Annotated in this window: 27 protein-coding genes and 1 riboswitch; of the genes, 14 read left to right on the top strand and 13 right to left on the bottom strand. The window is 38.0% G+C overall.

Going from position 1 to position 23,776, the window contains the following annotated elements:
* Window positions 1-131 precede the first annotated feature (131 nt).
* Window positions 132-566 carry a hypothetical protein gene (locus H6G59_RS09800; protein ID WP_190713882.1) on the bottom strand — a complete coding sequence of 145 codons (435 nt, stop codon included), beginning with the start codon at window positions 564-566 and terminating at the stop codon, window positions 132-134.
* Window positions 567-667: 101 nt separating this feature from the next.
* On the opposite strand from H6G59_RS09800, the gene pyrE reads away from it, so the two are divergent.
* The 3 genes from pyrE (at window position 668) to H6G59_RS09785 (ending at window position 2,008) form a co-directional block, all read left to right on the top strand.
* A complete protein-coding gene (gene pyrE / locus H6G59_RS09795) occupies window positions 668-1,285 on the top strand; it encodes an orotate phosphoribosyltransferase (protein ID WP_190713880.1) in 618 nt (205 codons plus the stop codon).
* Window positions 1,286-1,514: 229 nt separating this feature from the next.
* On the top strand, window positions 1,515-1,718 hold the full coding sequence (locus H6G59_RS09790; RefSeq protein ID WP_190713878.1) for a DUF433 domain-containing protein: 204 nt from the start codon (window positions 1,515-1,517) through the stop codon (window positions 1,716-1,718).
* A 113-nt stretch (window positions 1,719-1,831) separates the two neighbouring features.
* Window positions 1,832-2,008 (top strand): hypothetical protein, encoded by a 177-nt coding sequence (locus H6G59_RS09785; RefSeq protein ID WP_190714084.1) that lies wholly within the window; start codon window positions 1,832-1,834, stop codon window positions 2,006-2,008.
* A 71-nt stretch (window positions 2,009-2,079) separates the two neighbouring features.
* Here H6G59_RS09785 and H6G59_RS09780 read toward each other — a convergent pair whose 3' ends face one another.
* The 4 genes from H6G59_RS09780 to H6G59_RS09765 form a co-directional block, all read right to left on the bottom strand.
* Window positions 2,080-2,526: a type II toxin-antitoxin system VapC family toxin gene (locus tag H6G59_RS09780; protein WP_190713876.1), complete on the bottom strand. Its 447-nt coding sequence runs from the start codon at window positions 2,524-2,526 to the stop codon at window positions 2,080-2,082.
* Window positions 2,527-2,537: 11 nt separating this feature from the next.
* Window positions 2,538-2,798, bottom strand: coding sequence for a hypothetical protein (locus H6G59_RS09775; protein WP_190713874.1), 261 nt, complete (start codon window positions 2,796-2,798; stop codon window positions 2,538-2,540).
* 165 nt (window positions 2,799-2,963) lie between these two features.
* On the bottom strand, window positions 2,964-3,308 hold the full coding sequence (locus tag H6G59_RS09770; RefSeq protein ID WP_190713872.1) for a type II toxin-antitoxin system PemK/MazF family toxin: 345 nt from the start codon (window positions 3,306-3,308) through the stop codon (window positions 2,964-2,966).
* Window positions 3,301-3,492, bottom strand: coding sequence for a hypothetical protein (locus H6G59_RS09765; RefSeq protein ID WP_015213583.1), 192 nt, complete (start codon window positions 3,490-3,492; stop codon window positions 3,301-3,303). Before H6G59_RS09765 ends, H6G59_RS09770 begins: the two co-directional genes overlap by 8 nt.
* Before the next feature lie 230 nt (window positions 3,493-3,722).
* Here H6G59_RS09765 and H6G59_RS09760 point away from each other — a divergent pair, with 230 nt between their 5' ends.
* Window positions 3,723-5,720: a pentapeptide repeat-containing protein gene (locus tag H6G59_RS09760; protein WP_190713870.1), complete on the top strand. Its 1,998-nt coding sequence runs from the start codon at window positions 3,723-3,725 to the stop codon at window positions 5,718-5,720.
* 108 nt (window positions 5,721-5,828) lie between these two features.
* Here H6G59_RS09760 and H6G59_RS09755 read toward each other — a convergent pair whose 3' ends face one another.
* Window positions 5,829-6,545, bottom strand: a complete 717-nt coding sequence (locus tag H6G59_RS09755; protein ID WP_242038838.1) for a hypothetical protein — start codon at window positions 6,543-6,545, stop codon at window positions 5,829-5,831.
* 299 nt (window positions 6,546-6,844) lie between these two features.
* Here H6G59_RS09755 and H6G59_RS09750 point away from each other — a divergent pair, with 299 nt between their 5' ends.
* Entirely contained in the window at window positions 6,845-7,075 is a 231-nt protein-coding gene (locus tag H6G59_RS09750; RefSeq protein WP_190713869.1) for a hypothetical protein, read from the top strand.
* Window positions 7,065-7,415, top strand: coding sequence for a type II toxin-antitoxin system PemK/MazF family toxin (locus H6G59_RS09745; protein ID WP_190713867.1), 351 nt, complete (start codon window positions 7,065-7,067; stop codon window positions 7,413-7,415). The genes H6G59_RS09750 and H6G59_RS09745 overlap by 11 nt, the downstream gene beginning before the upstream one ends.
* A 59-nt stretch (window positions 7,416-7,474) precedes the next feature.
* Here the strand turns inward: H6G59_RS09745 and H6G59_RS09740 are convergent, their stop codons facing one another.
* The 5 genes from H6G59_RS09740 to H6G59_RS09720 all read right to left on the bottom strand — a co-directional run bounded on the left by H6G59_RS09740 (window position 7,475) and on the right by H6G59_RS09720 (window position 12,208).
* Window positions 7,475-8,095 carry a hypothetical protein gene (locus H6G59_RS09740; RefSeq protein WP_190713865.1) on the bottom strand — a complete coding sequence of 207 codons (621 nt, stop codon included), beginning with the start codon at window positions 8,093-8,095 and terminating at the stop codon, window positions 7,475-7,477.
* A gap of 108 nt (window positions 8,096-8,203) precedes the next feature.
* On the bottom strand, window positions 8,204-9,577 hold the full coding sequence (gene thiC / locus H6G59_RS09735; protein WP_190713863.1) for a phosphomethylpyrimidine synthase: 1,374 nt from the start codon (window positions 9,575-9,577) through the stop codon (window positions 8,204-8,206).
* 7 nt (window positions 9,578-9,584) lie between these two features.
* Window positions 9,585-9,681, bottom strand: a riboswitch (TPP riboswitch).
* A gap of 306 nt (window positions 9,682-9,987) precedes the next feature.
* Window positions 9,988-10,542: a DUF2726 domain-containing protein gene (locus H6G59_RS09730; protein WP_242038837.1), complete on the bottom strand. Its 555-nt coding sequence runs from the start codon at window positions 10,540-10,542 to the stop codon at window positions 9,988-9,990.
* Window positions 10,542-11,243 (bottom strand): hypothetical protein, encoded by a 702-nt coding sequence (locus H6G59_RS09725; protein WP_190713861.1) that lies wholly within the window; start codon window positions 11,241-11,243, stop codon window positions 10,542-10,544. The genes H6G59_RS09730 and H6G59_RS09725 overlap by 1 nt, the downstream gene beginning before the upstream one ends.
* Window positions 11,244-11,461: 218 nt before the next feature.
* Window positions 11,462-12,208 carry a Uma2 family endonuclease gene (locus H6G59_RS09720; RefSeq protein ID WP_190713859.1) on the bottom strand — a complete coding sequence of 249 codons (747 nt, stop codon included), beginning with the start codon at window positions 12,206-12,208 and terminating at the stop codon, window positions 11,462-11,464.
* On the opposite strand from H6G59_RS09720, the gene H6G59_RS09715 reads away from it, so the two are divergent.
* Entirely contained in the window at window positions 12,177-12,374 is a 198-nt protein-coding gene (locus H6G59_RS09715; RefSeq protein WP_190713857.1) for a hypothetical protein, read from the top strand. The genes H6G59_RS09720 and H6G59_RS09715 overlap by 32 nt on opposite strands.
* Here H6G59_RS09715 and H6G59_RS09710 read toward each other — a convergent pair.
* The gene (locus H6G59_RS09710) at window positions 12,367-14,004 is read right to left on the bottom strand and encodes an alpha/beta hydrolase (RefSeq protein ID WP_190713855.1); all 1,638 of its coding nucleotides are present in this window, start codon (window positions 14,002-14,004) and stop codon (window positions 12,367-12,369) included. The genes H6G59_RS09715 and H6G59_RS09710 overlap by 8 nt on opposite strands.
* Before the next feature lie 339 nt (window positions 14,005-14,343).
* Between H6G59_RS09710 and H6G59_RS09705 the strand changes: the two genes are divergently transcribed.
* From H6G59_RS09705 to H6G59_RS09695, 3 genes are all read left to right on the top strand, one after another.
* Complete coding sequence (locus H6G59_RS09705; RefSeq protein WP_190713853.1) at window positions 14,344-14,949, top strand: pseudouridine synthase; 606 nt, start codon at window positions 14,344-14,346, stop codon at window positions 14,947-14,949.
* A 357-nt stretch (window positions 14,950-15,306) separates the two neighbouring features.
* Entirely contained in the window at window positions 15,307-17,223 is a 1,917-nt protein-coding gene (locus H6G59_RS09700) for a serine/threonine phosphatase (RefSeq protein ID WP_190713851.1), read from the top strand.
* 16 nt (window positions 17,224-17,239) lie between these two features.
* Entirely contained in the window at window positions 17,240-18,481 is a 1,242-nt protein-coding gene (locus H6G59_RS09695) for a protein kinase domain-containing protein (RefSeq protein ID WP_190713849.1), read from the top strand.
* Between the two features lie 47 nt (window positions 18,482-18,528).
* Here the strand turns inward: H6G59_RS09695 and H6G59_RS09690 are convergent, their stop codons facing one another.
* Window positions 18,529-18,747: a DUF4327 family protein gene (locus tag H6G59_RS09690; RefSeq protein WP_016949683.1), complete on the bottom strand. Its 219-nt coding sequence runs from the start codon at window positions 18,745-18,747 to the stop codon at window positions 18,529-18,531.
* A 433-nt stretch (window positions 18,748-19,180) separates the two neighbouring features.
* Here H6G59_RS09690 and H6G59_RS09685 point away from each other — a divergent pair, with 433 nt between their 5' ends.
* The 4 genes from H6G59_RS09685 to H6G59_RS09670 all read left to right on the top strand — a co-directional run bounded on the left by H6G59_RS09685 (window position 19,181) and on the right by H6G59_RS09670 (window position 23,768).
* Window positions 19,181-19,594 (top strand): tetratricopeptide repeat protein, encoded by a 414-nt coding sequence (locus H6G59_RS09685; protein ID WP_190713847.1) that lies wholly within the window; start codon window positions 19,181-19,183, stop codon window positions 19,592-19,594.
* A gap of 309 nt (window positions 19,595-19,903) precedes the next feature.
* Window positions 19,904-21,523, top strand: coding sequence for a phosphoenolpyruvate mutase (gene aepX, locus H6G59_RS09680; protein ID WP_190713845.1), 1,620 nt, complete (start codon window positions 19,904-19,906; stop codon window positions 21,521-21,523).
* Window positions 21,523-22,665, top strand: a complete 1,143-nt coding sequence (aepY, locus tag H6G59_RS09675) for a phosphonopyruvate decarboxylase (protein ID WP_190713836.1) — start codon at window positions 21,523-21,525, stop codon at window positions 22,663-22,665. Before aepX ends, aepY begins: the two co-directional genes overlap by 1 nt.
* Window positions 22,662-23,768, top strand: a complete 1,107-nt coding sequence (locus H6G59_RS09670) for a 2-aminoethylphosphonate aminotransferase (protein WP_190713830.1) — start codon at window positions 22,662-22,664, stop codon at window positions 23,766-23,768. The genes aepY and H6G59_RS09670 overlap by 4 nt, the downstream gene beginning before the upstream one ends.
* The last annotated feature ends 8 nt before the right edge of the window (window positions 23,769-23,776 follow it).

Here is a 23,776-nt window from a genome sequence, read left to right as displayed (position 1 = left end):
CTAACAACATAACAACAATCGCTAAAAGCGATAAAATTTAGATGCGTTTCCCCTGGAAGTCCCTTAGAGTAAGTCCTGAGTCCTGAGAGTAACTAAATCACTACTCAGTACTCAAGGAACAAACAGCCCTCTTAGCGAGAAGTAAAATTTTCAAAACGGAATTCAGTCCCGGCTTTGAGCTTATTAGCATTGTAGCGGGGAGACATCAACAGAGAAGAATCGTAAGGATTCGGTAAATCTGGGGTGCGAAGATATGGATCATTCATAGCCTGTTGGGTGAGAAGATCACGATAGACAGTATTAACCAACTCGGCATCATTGGCAATTTCATTATCAGGGAAAGTAGTTCCGAAACCCGTCCCAGACCCAATTAAAGAATCTACCTGACGCTGCCAACTGCCATTGTCGTAAAAGTTAGGATCATTACGAAAATAAGCTCTCTCGAAGGTATCATTTATTGGTGCATAATTGTCTGTTTGCGTTTGAGCAGATGCAACTAAAGGAAAAGCGCTACTGGTGGCTAACAGTACTAACAATCCACTCAAGGCTTGAAATTTTATACTCATGTTAACTACTCCTCAATTTTTGGGCGAATCTTAATTTATGCTTAATTTCAGAACTCACATGAGTTCAATCTTTGGTGTAGCACAACTTTTAACAGCTTGTAATGACTTATTCTACTGAAACCTCTACCTATTCAGATATTTGGGCAGCTACTACAGATTTAACGACTCTGCGTCAGAAGTTACTAGATTTATTTTGCCAACTTGCTTATCAAGAAGGTGATTTTGTTCTCTCTTCTGGACAACGTAGTTCTTACTATATTAATGGCAAACAGGTAACTCTTCATCCACAAGGTGCGGTGGCTGTGGGCAGGTTGTTGTTATCCATGCTACCTGAAAATTCACAAGCCGTAGCAGGTTTAACACTGGGGGCTGATCCTATTGTCTCAGCAGTGAGTGTGGTTTCTGTCTATGAAAATCGCCCTTTACCAGCTTTGATTATTCGCAAAGAAGCTAAAGGTCATGGGACAATGGCTTATATTGAAGGCCCCACTTTACCAGAGGGTGCAAATGTGGTGGTTTTGGAAGATGTGGTGACGACTGGACAGTCTGCACTCAAGGCTGTGGAGCGTTTGCAAGCAGCGGGTTATACTGTGGATACTGTAATTTCCCTGATAGATAGGCTGCAAGGGGGAGCAGAGTTATATCAGTCTGCTGGGTTGAAATTTGCAGCCTTATTTACAATTACGGATCTTCAGGAACGGTATCGAGAGGTAAATTAAGTTTTTTTAACGGAGGGAGACGCGGAGGAAATTTCTGTGTATTCCTTCGTGTTTCTCTGCGATCGCATTTGAGTTGTCAGTTCCCTAGATTCAAGCAATTTTATAATATCAAAATTTATAAAAATAATGGTGAAATATTGTTTTATAGTCAAATATTTAATTAAATTAAGGAATTATTGACTCTCATTACACAAAATCCCAATGTAGGGGTCGTTCTTGTATTCGAGGTATGAGAATTAGAGTCAGTAACATTTTAGAAATGTTAGCGGAAAATGTCAGCATTAGCGAAATTTTAGAAGACTTTCCCGATTTAGAACCAGAGGATATTCAAGCTTGTCTTGTGTTTGCTGCACGACGTACCGATTTTGTGCGTTTGACAGCTTTAAGATTTGGATTGATGCACAGTTACCCCCGACATTGGCAAGTTGGGTAACAAATACTTTTGCTAGTGTTACAGCAGTTTGCGTAAAAACAATTTACAAAATCAGCAGTGATTCAAAAATTAGATTATAATTCTAAAATAGAAGGAGTAGAGACAAGCAAACTATGAATAGTATAGAAGAGATAATTATCAAAGTTCCATCAAATATTGCCGAAGCTTACCGCAGAAGCACAAAAGAAGAACAGGAACAAATTCAGTTAAAGTTAGCATTAATTATGGAATCAAATTTATTAAATAATAGAAAATCTGTAGATTTGTCATCTCGTGGAATTAATGAATAACAAGCCGCAAATTTAAGAGCTAGGTTACAATGTTTTGCGGAAGATTGGGATCAACCGGAAATAGAGTCAATCTATACCCATGATTCCAGGGAAAAAGGCTGTACTTGATGAATACGCCTAAAATCGCTATCAGCAGAAACGAGAGTGAGATTGTGTTGAATAGCTGTCGCTGCTATCCAAAGATCATGGTCACTAAAGCCCAAATTTTCAATGCTGAAATTACGACGTTTGCTTTTGTCTTTGGGAGCAAAATAATTAAAAACCGATGATTTTAGACTACTGTAAATAGTGGCAGTTTCTTCATCAATAAAATACAAATCAACATCAGACAAAAAAACTTGAACTGCACCTAAATTTTGAGATTTTAGTGCTGATTTTTCTGTCATATATAGTAGTTGTGCATAAGTAATAATGCTAACGCCAATTGTAACAGACGAGCAAGATTTTAAGGTATCGGTAACTTGAGGATTACCATTGATAATGTAGCTACAGTGATTAGTATCGAGCAAATAAGACATAGTGACAAAAATTAAAACTGCGTTTGAGAACGAGTTTCTTCAACTAAACGCAGACAATCTTCAAGATCATCACCATGCCAAGTTCCAGCAGAATGTAGTAAATCACCTGCTTTTTTACCTCGCTTGATAGGGGAAATGCGACGTAAGGGACGTTGATTTACGGTGCTTTTTTCCTGAAGAGAGTCAAGGAAATCACTAACTAAAGCAAGCTGTTCTGTTGGTAGTTGGGATATCTGTTGTTCAATCTTTTGATGTAGTTCTAAATAAGTCATCTGTACCTCGTTTTAATCGGAATAATAGGGATGATTCTATTTTATCTCTTTATTTTACAGCGATTCCTACGGAGCGCTTCGCTATCGCACTTCTAAACTCACACTACAAGCGATCTGCTCTCCCAAAAATCGCACAAGCACTAAATTATCAGTTTGCTGCACAGACTATTCATCATCATCTTGAGTATTTTTTTCGTTAAATCCCAGCCAAAAAAGCAGCACCTGTTCTAAATCAACCATTTGTTCTGATGTTATATTTCCTAATTTGCGTAAAAGCTTTGAATGAGGAATTGTGATGATATTTTGCACATCAAATACTCCTTCCCGCAGGAAATTAGTTTTGACTTGTACCTCAAATCTTGAACCGCGCGAACTTGTTGTGTGTGGGACAAGAGTCGCTAATGCACGATCTTGATCTAATGCAGGAACACTAATTACTAAACATGGTCTGACTTTCGCCACATAACCTAAATCTACTAGCCAAACTTCACCGCGTTTAGGACTACTCATACTCCGCTTCTTCCTCATCTAAATCAAGAAAAAGTCCCTCTGCATTCATGACTAAATCTTCATCAGATAAGGGTGAAAAATCTAAATCAACTGTCCGCTTTAAAATCTCTAATACCAAATCTAACCGTTCTGAGTCTGTCAAGCGGTCGAATGTATTCAGAAGTTCTTGTACTAAAGCAGTCATAGCCTTTTTCCTATATATGGAAATATCATAACATGGGCTTGATATCCCACTCCCAAAAATCGCACAAACACTGATTTATCATATCCCTCATGGTATTCAAGCTAGTTTAAGATATAAAACCTATGTATAAAAACCACAATAAACCTCTTTTAACGTTATAAATTTGTTAGCATATCAAGGTAATTAGAAACAAACTATACAAACTATACCACCTAAAAGGATAAGACAGTATGGATGCTGCGAAACTTCTAGCACTTTATGAAGAAGGAGATACAGATTTTCAGGAATTAAACTTGGAAAATATTGATTTAAGTAATGCTGATTTGAGCGGTTCTGATTTTAGTGGTGCTAATTTCAGTGGTGTTAATTTTAGTCATGCAAATTTACGCCACACTAATTTAGCAGGTGTTAATTTTCATGGTTCAGATTTAAGTAATGCTGATTTGAGCGATTCTGATTTGGGTGGTGCTAATTTCCGTGGTGTTAATTTTAGTCATGCAAAGTTACTCAACACTAATTTAGCAGGTGCTAATTTTCAGAATTCAGATTTAAGTAATGCTGATTTGAGTTATGCAAACTTATGTTGTGCCAATGCACAGCGTTCTCAATATGACTGTGTATATACAGATGATTGTATTTACAATTCACAATATGGTTATGCCGAAGAGTTAGAAGTTGCAATTTTAAGTGATGTCAATCTAAGTGATGCGGAATTAATTGAAGCAAAATTAAGTGGTGTAGACCTTAGTAATCTGAATCTTAGTGGTGCTGATTTGAGTGGTGCTGACTTGAGGAATGCTGACTTGAGTAATGCTGATCTGAGTGGTGCTGACTTGAGGAATGCTAATTTGAATGGTGCTAACTTGAATGGTGCTGATTTGAGTGATGCTAAATTGAGTAATGCGACTAACTTGAATAGTGCTAACTTGAATGGTGCTAACTTGAATAATACTGAATTACAAAGTGTTAATCTTAGTCATAAAAATCTGAGTCATTTCAACTTGAGCAATGGTGATTTAAGTTATGCCGAGCTTGAAGGCGTGAACCTAAGCTATGCTAATTTAAGTAACGCCTATCTAGATCGGGCAAATCTTAATCAAGCTAATTTAAGTAATGCTAACCTTAGAAATGCTGATTTAACTAATGCTCAATTAAATCAAGCTTTTCTCAATCAAGCTGATTTGAGTGATGCTAATTTAAAGGATGCCGATTTGAGTGATGCTAATTTAGAGAATGCTAATTTGAGTGGTGCTAATTTAGAGAATGCTGATCTGAGTGGTGCTAATTTAGAGAATGCTAATTTGAATTTGGCTAATCTGACTGGAACTATAATTGATATAAAAACAGAAATAGATCATAAATGGGCTATTGTTTGGAAAATTATTAATAAAGAAAATTTGGCTCAAATAAATCAACAAGAGAAAAATCAAGTTAGCTTATCTGAAACACAAAATCATTTTTCAAAATACGAGTTAGAATGGATTGATTTAAGTAATAGTTATCTAAAAAATGCAAAATTGGCTAATTTTAATTTAACTCATACTGATTTTAGCAATTCAAATTTATATTCTGCTGATTTGCGTGGTGCAAATTTAACTGGTGCAAATCTAAGTGGAGTAAACCTACAAGAAGCTAATTTAATAAAAGCGAATCTCCAGGGAGCAGATTTAAGTAATGCGGATTTACGATATGCAAATATACAGGGGGTAGACCTAACTTATACGAAAATGGACGGTGCAAAACTTTTAACATCTGATATATCAGATCATGGGAATCAACTTGATGCTGATATATCATGCTCTTGGAATCAACTTGATGCTGATAAATTTGAAGAACTTTGTTACGATATTATTAAAGAAAAACATAATCCAATGGAGATACATAAAATAGGTAAATCTCGCTCCCGTGATGGTGGTAGAGATATTGTATTTTACAAACCTACAAATATTGATAACACTCCTGTAAAATGGATAGTACAGTGTAAATTAATCCGAAATGGAAAGTCCCTCACTGGCAAAAAAGTTGAAAATATTCGGGATATGTTGGATGAATATAATGCAGGTGGCTTTTGTGTAATGACAAGTAGTGTAATTGACGCTACTTTACATGACAAGCTAGATAATTTAAAGGAAAAAAACGCTATTGAAATAGAAAGATGGTCACATTTAGAAATTGAACGCTTTTTATCAGAGTATCCACAAATTCGAGCTAGATATTTTAAAGATTAATCTGATAAAAATTATCCATAAAATTAGGCTACGCAGGTAGGCTTTGTCTGTATAGCCCCAGATTTCTAATCTGAGGACTATATAAAAAAACACATTAAACAATATATCCTAAACTTCTTCATTCCCCAATCTTTGTAACAACTCCTCACGGGATAAATTACCCAAAGAAAGAAGTAAATGAGTGCGTTCAGCAATAGGAAATTTAGCAATCTTTTCCACCAAACCAGATAACTCAGCATCCAAACTACCAAAACGCCCTTCCAGAAGAGAAGTTATCAAATAAAGTTCTCCTTCTTGCTTCCACTCTTCCCGTTGTTGTAAATAAGCCGGCGATAAGTTCATAATTACTTCCTCTTCTTCTCTAGTTAAATTATCTCTCAATTCTAAATTCTTGCGCCAGTCCGCTAAAATTTCTAACAAGTTCTCTCGAAAAGGGTTATTTTCAGGTAGTTCAGTTAACTCCTCTACTGCTCTTTTTTGCGTTCCTCCTTTCCCCAAAACTCTTAACCATAACGTATCCTCATTTTCTGGTAACTGATGAATCACAACTATTGCTGTTTTCAGGATATGCGGCAGAAAATAAACACCTTGAACCCAATCTTGTGTAATTTCAACTGCACCTAATCCGGTAACCATCCGATCTGAAAAAGTTGGTGTTAAAATCCATAAAATCGGTAATTCTGATTCAGCGAGATTTCTGTTTTCGCGTTTCGCTTTCCTAACTACATCACCATGAACAGCATATAATTTAAGTAAACAACTGCGAATTTCTATTTCAGATGGTGGGTTGCGAAAAGGCTCAAATAAACATTGAGTTTTAGCCATCTTCCCTAATAAACCTAAAGGTATATTTTCCTGAATTTGATCAGAAAATGGTTCAAACCAAACATCAATTTCTTGAATTTCGCTTTTAACCTTTTCGCTTTTTTTAATTGTTCTAGAGGTGTTAATAATTCCTCTAGATATTCTTTAGCGAATTGATCATGAGATTGTCGAGTCATTTTATTATATCAAAAATCACATCTTGAGAAAAAAATACACTAAACATCAAAAATATTATATAATAATTATGTTACCACCGAAAGCATAGTTTTAAAAGTAGTTTACACCCAGAAATTAAACTAATGTTACAGTCAATCGAAGGCATTTACAAAGACGGGAAAATTGAGCTAACCGAAACGCCAACAGGCATAAATACAGCGCGAGTAATTGTAACTTTTCTCGATGCAAATACTTCTGTAGATTTGTCATCTCGCGGAATTAATGAAGAACAAGCTGCAAAATTAAGAGCTAGATTACAATGTTTTGCACAAGATTGGGATCAACCAGAGATGGAAGTTTACGATGCCTTATAATCGTGGTTCAGTAGTGCTGGTATTGTTCCCAGACTCAAACTTAAAAACTGCTAAACGTCGTCCTGCATTAGTTGTTCAATCTAACAATATTGGTACTGGTTTATCGCAAACTATTATAGCTATGATTACCAGTAATGTTTCCCGTGCTGGACACCCTAGCAGAGTATTTGTGAATATAGCAATACCAGAAGGAAAACAAACGGGATTAATTACTGATTCTGTGATTATGACAGATAATCTAGCAACTGTTTTAGATACAGAAATTGATAGAGTTATTGGTTTTTGGTCCGAAATGTCTTTGGTAGATGCAGCACTCAGACACACATTAGAAATTTTATGAATTGTGTTTCGCGCAAAGACGCAAAGGAGCAAAGATGCAAAGGAAGAATGATATAAATATTAATTTTTACATAAGGCGTTTATATCAACGCGATGAGACGAAGACGAAGAAGAACCAGTAAAATAATCCCGAAATGATGAGCCGAGATAATTTATACCAATAGCCGCTTCTATTTGTGATTCGGAAAGATTACTACTTGGTCTAACGTATGCAATTCTTAATTGATAATTACCACCAGAAGTAGCAGAAGAAATATATAAATTCCGATTTGTAGTTTCAGTAGCTTTTCGACTAAAATACCAAGCTTCAAGAATTGATTTTGGTAGAACAGCGCTTGCTGATGCAAGAATAGCACCAGTTTTCTTATCAACCATTTGTGTAGTAAGTTGTGGCATAAAATTAGAATAGTCCGAGTTGGGAGTAGTAAGTTCAAAAAAGACAATATTTCCAGGATCAGTCTTGAAGCTATATGAATCATATCTTGACGCAGAATCATGAAGAGTTCCCGGCGGAGCAAGCTTATCATTTGCATCAATACTGCCCTTAATGGTCTCACATTTAAGAGGGAAAAGATTTTCACCCGGAACTAAAATGACCTTATTATTTGTTTCTGAAAAAGAAGGTAATGCAGTCAGAATAACTAGCGCACATCCTTTCCATATCAAGTGATGAATTTTCATGATTTTCTTCTCGATTTTGATAAGGCTTTTAGATTTACTTTGATTTCTAAAACTAAGGTTTCAGATCCCCGATTTCTCCAAGAAGTCGGGGATCTGGTTGTTCAGTATTTAACCTTGCACTACAGGTTCTTTCGCCAAAAACTTCTCCAATTCAGTCAAAGCATCAGCATCAACCTTAGTCTGCATAGGACAGAACTTCGGTCCACACATAGAACAGAACTCAGCAGTTTTATAGATGTCTGCTGGTAAAGTTTCATCGTGATATTCCTTCGCTCTTTCTGGGTCTAAAGACAACTCAAATTGACGATTCCAGTCGAAATTGTACCGAGCTTTAGAAAGTTCATCATCTCTATCTCTAGCACCAGGGCGATGTCTAGCAATATCCGCCGCATGAGCCGCAATTTTATAAGCAATTAAGCCATTCCGCACATCTTCAGCGTTAGGTAAACCTAAATGTTCTTTAGGAGTCACATAACACAACATCGCAGTCCCATACCAACCCGCCATTGCTGCCCCAATCGCTGAGGTAATATGGTCGTAACCAGGAGCAATATCAGTCACCAAAGGACCGAGAACATAGAAAGGTGCTTCCGAACACTCTTCCATTTGCTTGCGGACATTGAACTCAATTTGATCCATAGGAACGTGGCCGGGCCCTTCCACCATCACCTGGACATCATGTTCCCAAGCTTTGCGGGTGAGATTTCCCAGGGTTTTCAGTTCCGCTAACTGGGCTTCATCTGACGCATCATGGGTACATCCTGGGCGCAGGGAGTCGCCTAAACTGAAAGAAACATCATATCTTTTAAAAATCTCAATGATGTCGTTGAAATGGGTATAGAGGGGGTTTTGTTTATGGTGATGCAACATCCACCGCGCCAAAATTCCGCCACCACGAGAAACAATACCTGTAATGCGGTTTCTGACTAAAGGTAGATGTTCTATCAAAATTCCCGCGTGGATGGTTTGATAGTCTACCCCTTGTTGGGCGTGTTTTTCGATGATGTGGAGAAAGTCGTCAGCGGTGAGATTTTCAATTGTGCCGTGAACGCTTTCTAAAGCTTGGTAAACTGGAACTGTACCAATGGGAACGGGTGAAGCGTTGATAATTGCGGTGCGAATTTCATCTAAATTACCGCCACCTGTGGACAAGTCCATGACGGTATCTGCACCGTATTTTACCGCCAGATTGAGTTTATCTACTTCTTCTTGCAGGTTGGAAGAGTTGGGAGAAGCGCCGATATTGGCGTTAACTTTGCACTTAGAAGCGATACCAATAGCCATCGGTTCTAAGTTAGTGTGATTAATATTAGCAGGGATAATCATCCTTCCCCGTGCTACTTCTTCGCGGATAAGTTCAGCAGGTAGATTTTCCCGCTTGGCTACGTATTGCATTTCTTCGGTGATCACACCCTGACGAGCGTAGTGCATTTGCGATACGTTAGCTTGTCCACGTCGCTTGGCTACCCATTCTGTACGCATTATGAAATTCCTCAATAAACAGCTTCCCTCCGCTGGTATTACCCAGACTCAGGTGTTAAGGGTTTGATCTCAGCTTGTTTTCCCAAGCACCCCTAGCATGGTGTAGATTGTAGCATTTTGGTTTTGGATGGGGGGAGGGGCGTTATGAATTGTGAGGATGTGGAGGTAATAATCTTCAAGCCAGGGAATAAATTCCTGTCTAAAAGCTAAAGTCGGTTAAAACCGACTATTTGTGATCTATTTATTCTGGAAATAGAAGAAATTTTGATTTTTAGTTAATCAGAGTACGTTTTAACGTACTTTAGCTATTAGCCCGGAAATTGATTTCCGGGTGGGTGTGGAAGCTAATAGATAATCCATTTGTAGGTTAAGTTGATACTAATGCGCTTTTGATATACCCCTACGAAAATTTATATGTATTTAGATATTTTTTTCACGCAAAGTCGCAAATTAGCAAAATTAGTTGGTTCGCAATAGTTTCTAATTAAGGCTTTGGCATTCTCTCGTTTTTCACCTGTGAATAAATTAAAGATTATTTCTTCGTTTTGAGAGTAAAGATGTAATAAGCCAAAGTCTTTAATCCGTGAATAAAGTAAGGGAACTCCCGCTAATTTTAGTAAATGTAATTTTTTATTATCACGCTCTCTTGCGTCATGAGAATCATGATATGTAGATTGAAATTCTACAACTAAACAAGGTTTATAGTCTTTATTTGTGATGAGAGAGTCTACGCTGGAGCTAAAGAAGAAGTTTCTGAGTTTAATATCAAGGCTGCTACCTAATTCACAAAATGAGCATAAGCTGACTTGTGTATGAATTTTATAATTTTCATCTATGCAGGTTTCGAGAAATTCTAGCATTCTTTCTTCGTAAGAATTAACAAGTCTTTTGGGTTTTATAGACATTAGTTTTTCTCCATTAATATTTTTGCAAGGATTAATCAGTCTTTTGGGTTTTACAGACATTAGTTTTTCTCCATTAATATTTTTGCAAAGTAAGTTATAAACTCTTCTAAAACTTCACTAGCACTAATACATATTAGGTATGTATAAGGAAAAAGTTTATCTTCTAATAAATCAATAACCATATAACAGCTATTATTTCCCCATTTATTAATATCAAATTCTTCTGGAGAATTAATATAATTATGATAATTATTTAAATTAATGTCTTCATCAGGATCACTATGATAAATCACAAAATCTCTTTGATTAAGTGACACAAAACCAGTTGTTCGACCAAGTTCTAAAAGATTTGGGTAGTGAGTTTGCATTAATTCGTAAAATCTATCTTCTTGACTTGGTAAAATCCAAAGATTAGCCAGCAAACCATAAGTGAATTCATCATCAGTGAAATATGTTAGATGCAAAATATTTGCTGTTAAAACATCTTTAGGAATTGAAATACATAATCCTTCCTTACGTTGAGCTAAAACTAATTGATAGCGTTTAGCACCCTTACCAGGATTTTTTAGTCGATAACCTATATATTGAGATGTTCTATTTTCATCAAACTTCTCATAAAAACCGAGTTTAGCCAAAATACTGATAGCTAAAGATAACAAATCTTCCCCACCTTCAATTACCTGAATATTGGTTGAAACCAAGCGAGGAACGCCATTTTCAACTTCAAAGCGTTGGATGACATCGTATATAATTTTTGACATTGCTTTTTCCAAAAATCTTGGCTAAGGTTCATGAAAATATCTTAACCCCTATTTTCTAAAATTACAATGGTCTTGGCTAAGATTTTTGGATTTGGTGGAAATGGTTGATTTTACCTATTTATACAGACATCTCCGCTAAAAAATGTAGAGCCGAGAATCCCTACCCATGGAACGTCTCTACAAGGGTTATGGATATTTAATTTTTGGAGATGTTTTAATCAAACCTCATCCGGGTTAACCCCCAACTCCCGCAACCTTTCCGCTAAACGTGCGGCTTTTTGCTGTTCCTGTTCCAACTGAGATGTTAACTGTTGTGTCTTCTCACCACTATGTAACAATAAATTCCCTTGAATATCCCACCAACGTAACCAAGGCGCTTGCATATTATTATACTGTCCTTCCCAAATCCCTAACTCTACACCTAAAGGTAAAATAGGATAATGACCTCTTTCATTAGCTGGTAGTAGCTGATAATATCCATCAACCAGGTGATAAACTTCTATACTGGCTTTTTGTACCTCATAAATGCCATAAAACGGTACTCTGATTGCTTGTTCATATACCCAAAATTTACCAGTTATGGGTGTTTTATCTCGTTCTTGGGAACCATCACCAGAAACAAATTCTAAAACTATTAAAGGTGCTATATATTCCTGCCACAATACATAAGAGCGGCGAAATTTACCGTTTAACATCGGTGGTACATTGGCTACATAAAACCAATCTGGTGATTCTGCTCCTTTTTCTGGAGGTTCTGTTAAACGCCAGTAAATACCGCAATCTTGACCGATCGCATATTGTCCATCAGAATGTAGTTGTTGCAATACGCTGTTAATAGAGTCAGTGAGCAGAATACTCTGGGGGTGTTCTTGAAAGTTCTTCACAAATGTTCCGTCCGACTCTGGCAACTCAGTGTGGTCGGGAAGATGAATAATGTTTAATTCAGCAGGTTTCGCAAGAGTCATAGAACTGGGGATTTGGGTTAAAGACTCGGTTGCATCTATTCTAGTTGAATATTATGGTACTACAGTGCGATCGCTCGCCGCAGGCATCGCTCTTTTGAATTACGAATTACGAATTACGAATTACGTTGGCGGTAGCCTGCCGGAGGCACTATTACGAATTATTTAAATGCTTCTTGAAGTTGCTCTAGTGTCAAAGATTGAACTAAACTCAATGGAAGCGGTGGCCGACTAATAGTATTAACGTAATCTGCACTCAAGTAGGGCAGGTAATTTGGCTGTTCAGCGACATAAGTTTGGAAGAAGGGAAGACTTAAAGCTTTGACGTAGCTACGTGCCAATGCGGGACTTGAACCAATTACCTCTGTAGGAACAGGAAAAACTGCATTCGGTGATTCTGCAATAGTAGAAAAGTGTGTACTATTATTGATAACGACTAAATACTTATTTGATGTTGTTAACCATGTAAAAGGTATGATTTGTTCTGGTAAAGCCGGAGCAATTGTATCAGCATTGCCCGATACAATCATCATGGGAATTTTAATTTGGCTGAGACTAGCTTTCCCCATAATACTGCTAATAACGGGATTAATTGCAATTACTGCTTTAACTCGTGTATCGAATAAATTATATTCTGTCTTGGGTAAATTTATAGCCAAGCATTGAAGTAAAAGCGAAACATTTAGTGTGTTTTTTATATCTGGACAATCTTTGTTTAATTGCTCAAAATTAATTTTTGCACCTGCTAATGCTAAAGCTGTGTAGCCACCAAAAGATTGTCCTATAACCCCTATTTGTTGTAGATTTAAACGCCCTTTAAATGCTGGGTTATTTTCAGATAAACGAGTTAGTTCATCTAACAAATACTTCACATCTAATGGTCTATCAATCAATTCTCTGGGGTTAGTTATTGTCTGTGCTGTGCCTGATAATAGAGCTTGTAATTGTTCTGCATTACTACCAGGATGCTCTGGAACAGCAACTACAAAGCCTGATTGAACTAGATGTTCAGCCAAGTAAGCAAAACTTGTTCTGTCAGAACCGAGTCCGTGGGAAATGACAATGATTGGACGCGGATTTGAGATATTGGGTAGATAGATATCAGCGGGAAAAGTGCGGTTACGAGATTGGTCATTGAGTATGATAGTTTGCTTTTGCCAAGTCAAGTTACCTGGTTTTCTGATATCTGCTAAAAGCCCAGAATTCAAATTAGATGTGGTTGATTTGAGTTGGGATTGTGCGTTGATAAGTGCTACTGCATTTTGAGTTTGATTGACTAAATTCTGTAATTTATCGGCAATCGCCAAACTCCGGTCTAAGTTAATTGAAATTGATTTTGTAGGAAATTTGCGTAATACATTTAAAAGCGTAAAATTATTAGGTTCTGCGGCTGCCAAAATAAGTGCTGCTCGAATTGCATAGAACCCTGATAAACGAGAGTCTGTTTGAATAATTTCTCCCAATTTTTCTAATAATTTCTCACCAATCGAGGTATAAAGAAATTGCGAAACGTTGACTATATTCAAAGGAATAGGAGTTACTAAAACTTTCCGTAGTTGAGTTAGTTGTTTTTTGTCGGCATACTGAGCATATACAGCTAAATCATCATCAATTTTTCCTGTTTCAGCATATTTTTCCAGTGAATTAATGGGTATAGATTCCTCTAAAATGCCGAAAGAAAGGTTTAATCGCTCTGCACCTAATACAGGATACGCTGTTAGTGCAGGTAATAAACCTATACTAAAAACCCTGCAAGCTAATTTGATCCAAATAACCCGTTTAGTTATGAGATTATTCATTAAACGCTACCTTATCTAAGCGGATACTGATGGAAGCTTACCTTTTGAAATCTTTCCCAAGCAGGTTTTAAATGATTTTGTGCAGTGTTATTAGCATCATACACTACAATCACAAGCGACCTATTTCAGCAGGACTTATGCAAAATCATGAATAAACAAACCGCAAAGGACGCAAAGGAAGAAAGGTTTGAGAAAGTTATTGCGTAAGTCCTGTTCAGAAATTGGCATAATAAATAATTCGTCATTGATGACCAATAATTCCTTCATGGTACAAGCCTCCAGATTTATCCGTGGAATCAATCCAAAATCCAAAATCCAAAATCCAAAATCCAAAATCGGATGACTAGTGACCATAGATATATTATTTTTCATAAACCCTATGGAGTTCTGAGTCAATTTACCCAGGAATCTCCTAAACACAGCACCCTGAAAGACTATATTCAGGTTCCTGATGTTTATCCGGTGGGGCGTTTGGACTGGGACAGTGAAGGTTTACTGTTGTTAACCAGTGATGGACTATTACAGCATCGTCTTTCTAATCCCCGGTTTGGTCATAAACGCACTTACTGGGTACAGGTAGAACATATTCCTGATGCAGAGGCTATCAATAAGTTATGCACAGGGGTGGAAATTCAAGATTATCGGACTCGTCCTGCCGAAGTCAGGCTACTATTTGAAGAACCTACTGTTAGCGAACGCCACCCCCCGATTAGATTTAGAAAAAATATCCCCACCGCTTGGCTAGAAATGACTCTCACAGAAGGCAAAAACCGCCAGGTGCGGCGCATGACTGCGGCGGTAGGGTTTCCGACTTTACGATTAATCAGGGTCAGTATTGCTCACTTACAACTCAATGGTTTAGAACTAGGTGAATGGCGCGAACTAACTCCTGCGGACATCAAAATCCTGAAAAAATCTGTGTCGGCGAAATACACCTTAAGTTAGCTGTCTGTTTGTATCATCTAACGTAAGATTCATTTAGCGCAGGAAGACGGAGTGGAGATGCTGATTTAAACAGGGCAAAAAGATGGATTGCTATTATTGTGGCTGCTAAAGTAAACCAGCCTAGCGGAACGAATTGTTTGTGTCGTAGTCTCAATACAGATAGTTCAGGGCTACTAAAAGCCTACACCTTAGCTCCTTGCTGTCATTGTAGGTAGTTTACAATTATATCCTGCCACCAATATTCCCTGGTGAATCCACAATCTCTTATACATATACTGTAGTCAGGGTCAGCTAATTGTGGCACTTTGGATCTAGTGGCTAGAAGCACCTTAGAAGGAAAATCGAGGAACTTCCACTATGCTGATTTGCCCTCACTGTCAATTTGAAAACCCTAATGACAATAAATTTTGTCAAAAATGCGGTACTTCCTTAATTCACAAGGACTGCCCTCAATGCAGTACTCAAGTAGCTTTAAGTACACCAAACTGTCCCAACTGCGGTGCAGAATGTGGCACAATTTGGTGGGCAATAATTACTCAGAAGATACCTGTTGCAATTTCAGAAGATGGGGTGAGTAATTCTTCGCTCTCAAAATTGGCGGTAGGCTCGTTTTTAGACCCACAGCAGCGTTATCAATTGTTGGAGCCACTACCAGATTTTCAAGTAATGGCGACGAATGTGGAAGTCAAGGTCAGGGTTTTAGATTGCCGACCTTATCAAATATCACCTATTGGGGCTATGCTCGAACATGAACCAAAGGGGTTGATGATGTCATCTGTGGATGTAAGTGGAATACCTAGTTTTGCTCAAGCTTATATTGCATTACAAAGGGAGATTCCAGCAGGGATACCACTAATTCACGATGGGTGGGAGCAAGATAATATACAGGTGCTACTCCTTGAAGACCGTTCCCATTGGCAGCTTTTACTGGATTTGTGGCAAGATGACACAACGCAACCGTTACAAATATTACACTGGTGCTATGAGATGGTTCAACTTTGGGGGGTACTCGAACCAGTGAATTGTCGCCAAAGTTTGTTGGAGTTATCGAATTTGCGATTGGATGAAGACCAAAGATTGGGATTACAAAGTTTGTATGTGGAAGAGTCTACTGGTAATTTACCAAATACAGCACAGCCTGTAAATATCAAGGCGTTGGGAAGGGTTTGGGAAACTTTATGTAGAAAATCCCAACGCACTCATATTGGCTCGGTTGTGCATATGTTGGAGGATTTAGAAGTCGGTAAGATTGAAACTTTGGCACAATTGCGATCGCGTTTGGAAGAGATAGCCACAGAACTAGAATCACCCCAAAACCCAGATTTTAGCAACCTAGAGGCACAATATACCACTGCACCCACTATGTTCCCAGATGATGATCATGATGCTGATGCAGAGGAAATCAATGATAGAAATGAAGATGCACCGACAATTCTACTGTCAATGCAGTTAAAAAGTGTAGAAGATACAGGACGCACTGATGTAGGTCGTCAACGTAATCATAACGAAGACTACTTTGGCATTGAAACCAACTTGCAAAAGGTGGAATTACCCAGAAGTCGCACTTTGCAAGCACGAGGTTTGTATATTCTCTGTGATGGAATGGGGGGACACGCTGGGGGAGAAGTAGCCAGTGAGTTAGCAGTGAAGACTGTGCAAAAATACTTTCAAGAAAACTGGGTTTCTCCAGAATTACCAACGGTAGAAACTATCCGTCAAGCCGTTTATTTAGCTAATCAGAAAATTTACGATCTTAATCAACAAGATTCTCGTTCTGGTGTTGGGCGCATGGGTACTACCCTGGTAATGTTGTTAATGCAGAATACTAGGGCAGTCGTCGCTCATGTGGGAGATAGTCGTCTCTATCGTCTGACTCGCAAGGGAGGATTAGTACAAGTCACGGTAGATCACGAAGTTGGTCAAAGGGAAATTAGCAAAGGTGTAGAACCCAGTATAGCTTATGCCCGTCCAGATGCCTACCAACTCACCCAAGCCTTGGGACCACGGGACGAAAATTTGCTCCATCCTGATGTGGAGTTTTTTGAGATCCATGAAGATACTCTCCTACTGTTAGCTTCGGACGGTCTATCGGATAATGATTTACTAGAGAGCAACTACCAAACTTATTTAGAACCGCTGCTTAGTTCGGGCATTAACCTAGAACTGGGTCTGAGCGACTTAATTGATTTGGCAAACGAATACAATGGCCATGACAACATTACGGCTATACTTATTCGGGTAAAAGTTTGTCCCAATCAGCAAAGTTTTCAATAGACCGGGGAGTGTCAATGTGGTTACTCTAACCCTGTTAGACAGGCAACAAAAAACGCCGCTTCAGCAGTGGTGCTTTGAGAATTCCACCGTGATTCGTATTGGTCGGGCGGTGGATAATCACGTTGTTTTAAATGATAGTCTAGTTTCTCGATATCATCTGGAACTGAAGCAAGTGAGTGCTGGGAAGAAGGGTGATGCTTGGCAGGTAATTAGTCAAGGGACAAATGGGACTTTCCTCAATGGTACTCTTGTCAACAAATGTACACTGCCCAATAATTCTCTGTTGCAATTGGCGCAGGGGGGGCCTATCCTCAAATTCCAACTTCAGGAAATTCCCGAACCGGATGCTTTACCTGGGTATCAAAATCAGAATGTCACTGCTGCTTTCAATAGTTCTCGATGCACCCACGAAGGAAATTCCCCAAATAATCTGTTTTGCGTTCACTGCGGTGAACCTCTTTCTGTACAACAGATAATTCGTCACTACCAGGTGTTACGTACTCTAGGACAAGGAGGTATGGGTACTACTTATTTAGCTTGGGATGCTATTGGTTTGAGTACAGGTGTACCGCAATTGTTAGTTTTAAAGCAGATGAATGCTGATATGGCTAAAATTGCTAAAGCCCAAGAGTTATTTACACGGGAAGCTAACACTCTTAAACATCTTAACTATCCGGGAATTCCTAAGTATTACGACTTTTTTGTGGAAGGTGGCAAAAAATACTTGGCGATGGAATTAATTCATGGACAAGATTTAGAAAAACGTATATATACTAATGGTCCGGTGACACCAAATCAAGCGATCGCTTGGATGATTCAAACCTGTGAGATCTTAGAATATCTTCATAACCAAGAGCAACCACTTATTCATCGTGATATTAAACCCGCAAATTTAATGGTGCGAAGTTCTAACAATCGCGTGGTGGTGTTGGATTTTGGAGCAGTAAAAGAAACTGGAACCGCACCAGGAACAAGGATTGGTGCAGAAGGTTACTGCGCTCCTGAGCAGGAACGCGGACAACCCTTGACACAATCAGATTTGTATGCCATCGGACCTACGCTGATTTTTTTGCTCACTGGCGAAAATCCTTTGAAGTTTTTCCGTCAAAAGGGACGAGCGTTTGGCTTTGATGTTAAAAGCGTGCCTACCATTACTCCTCAACTCCGAGAAGTTATCGAGCGCGTTACGGAACCTTTGCCACGCGATCGCTACCAAACTGCTAAGGAACTGGCTCAGGCATTGCTTATTTGTCAGTGATGGGTGGGGGGCAGTTATCAGTGATCACTGTCCCCCTTACCCCATACCTATTCTTCATCCCAAGTTTCTACCGCCAGTAGGTCACCAATTGGATCTTGCATGCTAAAGCCGAAGTCTTGCAGTTCCTGTTTCCAGTGCTGCCAGTCATTGCCGTATAGTAAAGCAATTTTCCAAATGCTATCGGTGGGCTTAATGATATTGGATTCTACGAGTGATTGCACGTTACGCTGCAATTTCACCATAGGGTGAATTACTTGCTGAGTCATAACCTCGATGTAGTTCAGATTTTATTTGGGTAAATGCTTAATCAAAACTGCTTTCCGTTTTGCCATTGTTACTTGTGCGTAGAGCGCTATATTTTGGCAAAGCTAGTCTCAACTTCTTGAGTATATCACAACTCACCCTAGTAAATTGCTAGAAAATGATGTTTTGTACGGTAATCACCACCAAGAACTGTTAACTATGCCTAGGAGTCATTGCCAAAGCCGAGTCTAGACGTTTGCGAGCATTCCAAATGTGTAAATCCATCAAGGGAAAACTCCAGCGTTAAGCAACTATTTAGGAAATTTTCAGCTTGGTGCAGAGAATTAACTCAACTCCGGGCATTGGGTGATAGTTTCTGTGAGGTTGTGGGTAATCTCATAAATAGAAGAGGAGGATTGCTGTTTTTTAAGTATTTACCGCAGCAATTTTTGAAACATGGCAATTTCTGGAGATGATTACTTAGTTAAGCGTCGTAAGCAGCTGGAGCGAAAGCAAAGAATCGTAACATATATTTCTATCTTGTCTTTTGGTGGTTCAATTTTATTTGGAGCAGTTAATACTCTAAAACAATCTTGGGAGAAGCCTCAGCAATCTCAGCAACCTGTTATTCAGTCTGTTGACAGTGAATTGCAACAAAAGGCTAAGGGATATGAGTTGGTTTTGCAGCGAGAACCAAACAACCAATTGGCGCTGGAAAAACTGTCTTTACTGCGGCTAGAAATGAAAGATACCAAGGGTGCGATCGCTTTAATGGAGAAGTTGGTGCAACAGCATCCTGATAGGCAGGATTATAAGGTTGTTTTGGGGAATATGAAGAAAAGGGAGGGGGAGAGTCAGAGCGATCCCTAGACTAATAGCCTCAAAAAATTAATTGATGTTGTCTAATTAGACGAGCTAGTAAAATTATCCTCACTAGATTAAACTAGGCTCTGTTGTTTGATGAGATGACTTTTCCAGTCAATCAACTTCCTGAGTTTTAAGTTTTGTAAAAGATTTATTCTCAAAGTTAAGAAGTAGTTAATAACTTGGATGTAGTTGGCAAACTCTGTAGATTTTATTCTCGAAGATATTACAAAAGAGCAGAGCCGATCAGAAAACTACCCAGAAAATATCAGACCGATACACAAATTAATAATTATTGAAAACTTGTAATTAGATATGGTGAGAAAAACAAAGCAATTGAGACAACTTCTAAACTCACAATATCTTGAGTTTTTAATGGAAGCTCATAATGGCTTAAGTGCTAAAATTGTAGAGGAAGCAGGATTTAAAGGAATTTGGGCTAGTGGTCTTTCTATATCCTCAGCAATGGGAGTTCGAGATAATAATGAAGCAAGTTGGACACAAGTACTAGAAGTGCTTGAATTTATGTGCGACGCTACATCAATACCAATTCTGTTGGATGGGGATACAGGTTATGGTAATTTTAATAATGTTCGTCGTTTAGTCAAGAAATTAGAACAAAGAGGAATTGCTGGGGTTTGCATAGAAGATAAAGTATTTCCGAAAACGAATAGTTTTATTAATGGAGCAACTCAACCTTTAGCAGATATAGGAGAATTCTGTGGAAAAATTAAAGCAGCTAAAGATGCTCAGTCTGATGAAGATTTTGTAGTAATTGCCAGAATTGAAGCTTTTATTGCTGGTTGGGGTTTACCAGAAGCTCTCAAACGAGCAGAAGCCTATCACCAAGCTGGGGCTGATGGTATTATAATTCATAGTTCTTTGAGAGTCTCTGATGAAATTTTAGCATTTAAGCAAGAGTGGGGTGATCGCTGTCCGGTTGTTATTATTCCGACTAAATACTACACTACTCCTACTCAAGTTTTTCGAGATTATCAATTTTCAATTGTCATCTGGGCTAATCAAATTTGCAGAGCAGCTATAACCGCAATGCAACAAGCGGCAAAAACAATTTTGACTGAAGAAAGCTTGCTAAATATTGAAGAAGAGATTATTCCAGTTTCAGAAGTTTTTAGATTACAAGGAGCATTAGAACTACAAGAAGCTGAGAAGCGTTATTTACCCCAGAATAAAAAAGACATTACAGCTTTGCTCTTAGCTGCATCAAGAGGCGTAGAATTTGGAGAACTTACCGCAGATAAGCCCAAATGTATGCTGGAATTAAAGGGTGAACCTTTATTGTCTCAAGTTGTTAATCATTACCGCACAATAGGCATAAAAGATATTACTGTAGTTCGAGGATATAAAAAAGAAGCTATCAATTTGCCGAATCTGAATTACGTTGATAATGACAATTATGATTGTACGGGAGAACTTATGTCTCTCTATTTAGGACTACAAGGAATATCTTTGGAAAAACAAGATTTGATCATCGGTTATGGGGATGTGCTATTCAAAAAATATATATTGCAACTTTTACTAGATACTGAACAAGATTTTGCGATTGTTGTTGATGCTGATGCAAAGGCTAGTTTAAATTCTGTCAGACCAGATTATGTCAATTGCTCATTACCGAATTCCCAAAAAGCGTTCTACACAGATGTCTATTTACAAAAAATTGACAATCAACTTTTACTACCGCAAATTTGTGGAATATGGACTGGATTATTAAAAGTTTCAAGTAATTTACAAGATGTTTTTCGCCATACTCTCAAAGGTTTATTAGTTGAAGATGATGTGCAGCAACAAGGAAGAATGCCAACATTAATCAATGAATTAATAAATCTCGGCTATGCTGTCCAGGTGATTTATATTACAGGAAATTGGTTAGATGTAGATGAAATTCAAGACATAATTAGAGCAGGAGGTTTTTAATGATACCTGCTAAGAGTTTTATTCAAGCTACACAGAGTTTAGGATTTGGGTTATATACTGGCGTTCCTTGTTCCTATCTGACTTCTTTCATTAACTATGTGATTGATTCCCCTTCTTTACGCTATGTGGGTGCTGCAAATGAAGGAGATGCAGTAGCGATCGCATCTGGTGCAGAATTAGCCGGAGTTCCTAGTATTGTCATGTTTCAAAATTCTGGCTTAGGCAATGCGGTTAACCCCTTAACATCTCTCAATCAAATTTTTAAAATTCCTATTTTGATTATTGTCACTTGGCGTGGTCAACCAGATGGTGCAAAGGATGAACCACAACACCAGCTTATGGGACAAATTACCCCACAATTACTAGAATTGATGCAAATCCCTTGGGAATATTTTCCCACAGAGGTTGATGAAATTCAGCCTACTCTAGAGCGTGCAGTTCAAATAATGAGAAATGATAAAACACCTTATGCTTTAGTAATGAAAAAAGGTTCAGTAGAATCTTGTTCTCTGAATTCTAATCTCCAAGTTAAGTCTTATTTATTAACAGCAACTTCAGCAAATTTAAAACCTGAATCTAGTTTTAGTCGGCATGAAATGCTGAAAACAATTCAAACTACTATTCAAAATAATGATATTTTATTAGCAACAACAGGCTATTGTGGTCGAGAACTATATGCTATTGAAGATAACCAGAATCAATTTTATATGGTCGGTTCAATGGGTTGTGTTTCTAGTTTGGGATTGGGAATAGCCATTAGTAAACCCCAACAGCGTGTGATTGTTTTGGATGGAGATGGAGCAGCAATAATGCGTTTAGGAGCATTGGCTACTATTGGTTATGAACGTCCAGCAAATCTTATGCATATTTTGTTAGATAATCAATGCCATGAATCTACTGGAGGTCAAGCTACTGTTTCTCATTCCATTGATTTTAGTGCGATCGCCTCGGCTTGTGGTTATGAGAAAGTTGCTTGTATAAATACTCCAGATGAACTAGAAAATTATTTAAAATCATCTTCAGAAGAACTAACTTTTTTACACATTAAAATCAAATCCGGTATCCCCGAAAAAATACCTCGACCACAAATTACACCACCAGAAGTTGCTCAACGGTTACGACAGTTTTTGCAAACACAATGAAAATAAACCAACGCAACATTTTACTTAATCCTGGGCCTGTTACTCTCAGTGACAGAGTGCGCGAATCTTTACTCAAAGAAGACTTGTGCCATCGAGAACCAGAATTTGCTCAATTGATGTTAGACATCAAAACTCGTTTAGTTAGTGTTTATCCAGAAGCGATCGCCAACTATGAAGCCATTGTGCTGACAGGTTCAGGTACTTGTGCGGTAGAAGCTATGCTATCAAGCCTGATCCCAAAATCGGGAAAAGCTTTGATTGTTACCAATGGGGTTTATGGTGAGCGAATGGCAAAAATGGTTAAAATCCATGACAAAAACTTAACGGTAGTCACCTCCCCGTGGGAAGAACCGATGAATTTGCAAGCAGTGGAGCAATATCTAACCCAAGATTCTAGCTTTACTCATGTTGTCGCTGTTCACCATGAAACCACAACAGGAAGATTAAATGATGTGGCCAAATTAGGAGAAATTTGCCGCAGTCTAAATATTGCTTTATTACTAGATTGTGTCTCTAGTTTTGGAGCAGAAACCATAAAATTCTCTGATTGGAATTTAGAAGCTTGTGCTGCAACTGCTAATAAATGTTTACATGGCGTACCAGGATTGTCATTTGTACTAGTTAAAAAATCTGTATTTGAGTTTCGTTCAACGGCCGCTTCTAGTCTATATCTTGATCTTTATAGCTATCACAAACAACAACTAGAAGGTTATTCTCCTTTTACTCAATCTGTTCAAGTTAGCTATGCTTTACGAGAAGCTTTAAAAGAATTGGAAGACGACGGAGGATGGAAAAGCAGACACAATTTGTATCAAAACCGTTCTCAAATGATTCAAAATGGATTACAATCTATGGGAATTGAGACTTTATTAAATCCTGTTAATTATTCCTGTGTTTTAAAATCTTATAAATTATCCTTAAGTTATAGTTATGAACAAATTCATGATTACTTAAAACAGTCAGGATTTATAATTTATGCCGGGCAAGGAGGATTAGAAAAAACTATATTTAGAATAGCTAATATGGGTAATATTCAAGAAGATGATATTGTGAATCTTATCCAGTGTTTTAAAGAGATTTTTTTTCAAGAAACAAAAAGGTAAATTTATTT

The organism is Anabaena lutea FACHB-196 (assembly GCF_014698305.1).
Lineage (GTDB): Bacteria > Cyanobacteriota > Cyanobacteriia > Cyanobacteriales > Nostocaceae > Anabaena > Anabaena lutea.
Note: the sequence above shows the minus strand (reverse complement) of the source record. Positions and strands in the feature narration are given on the sequence as shown.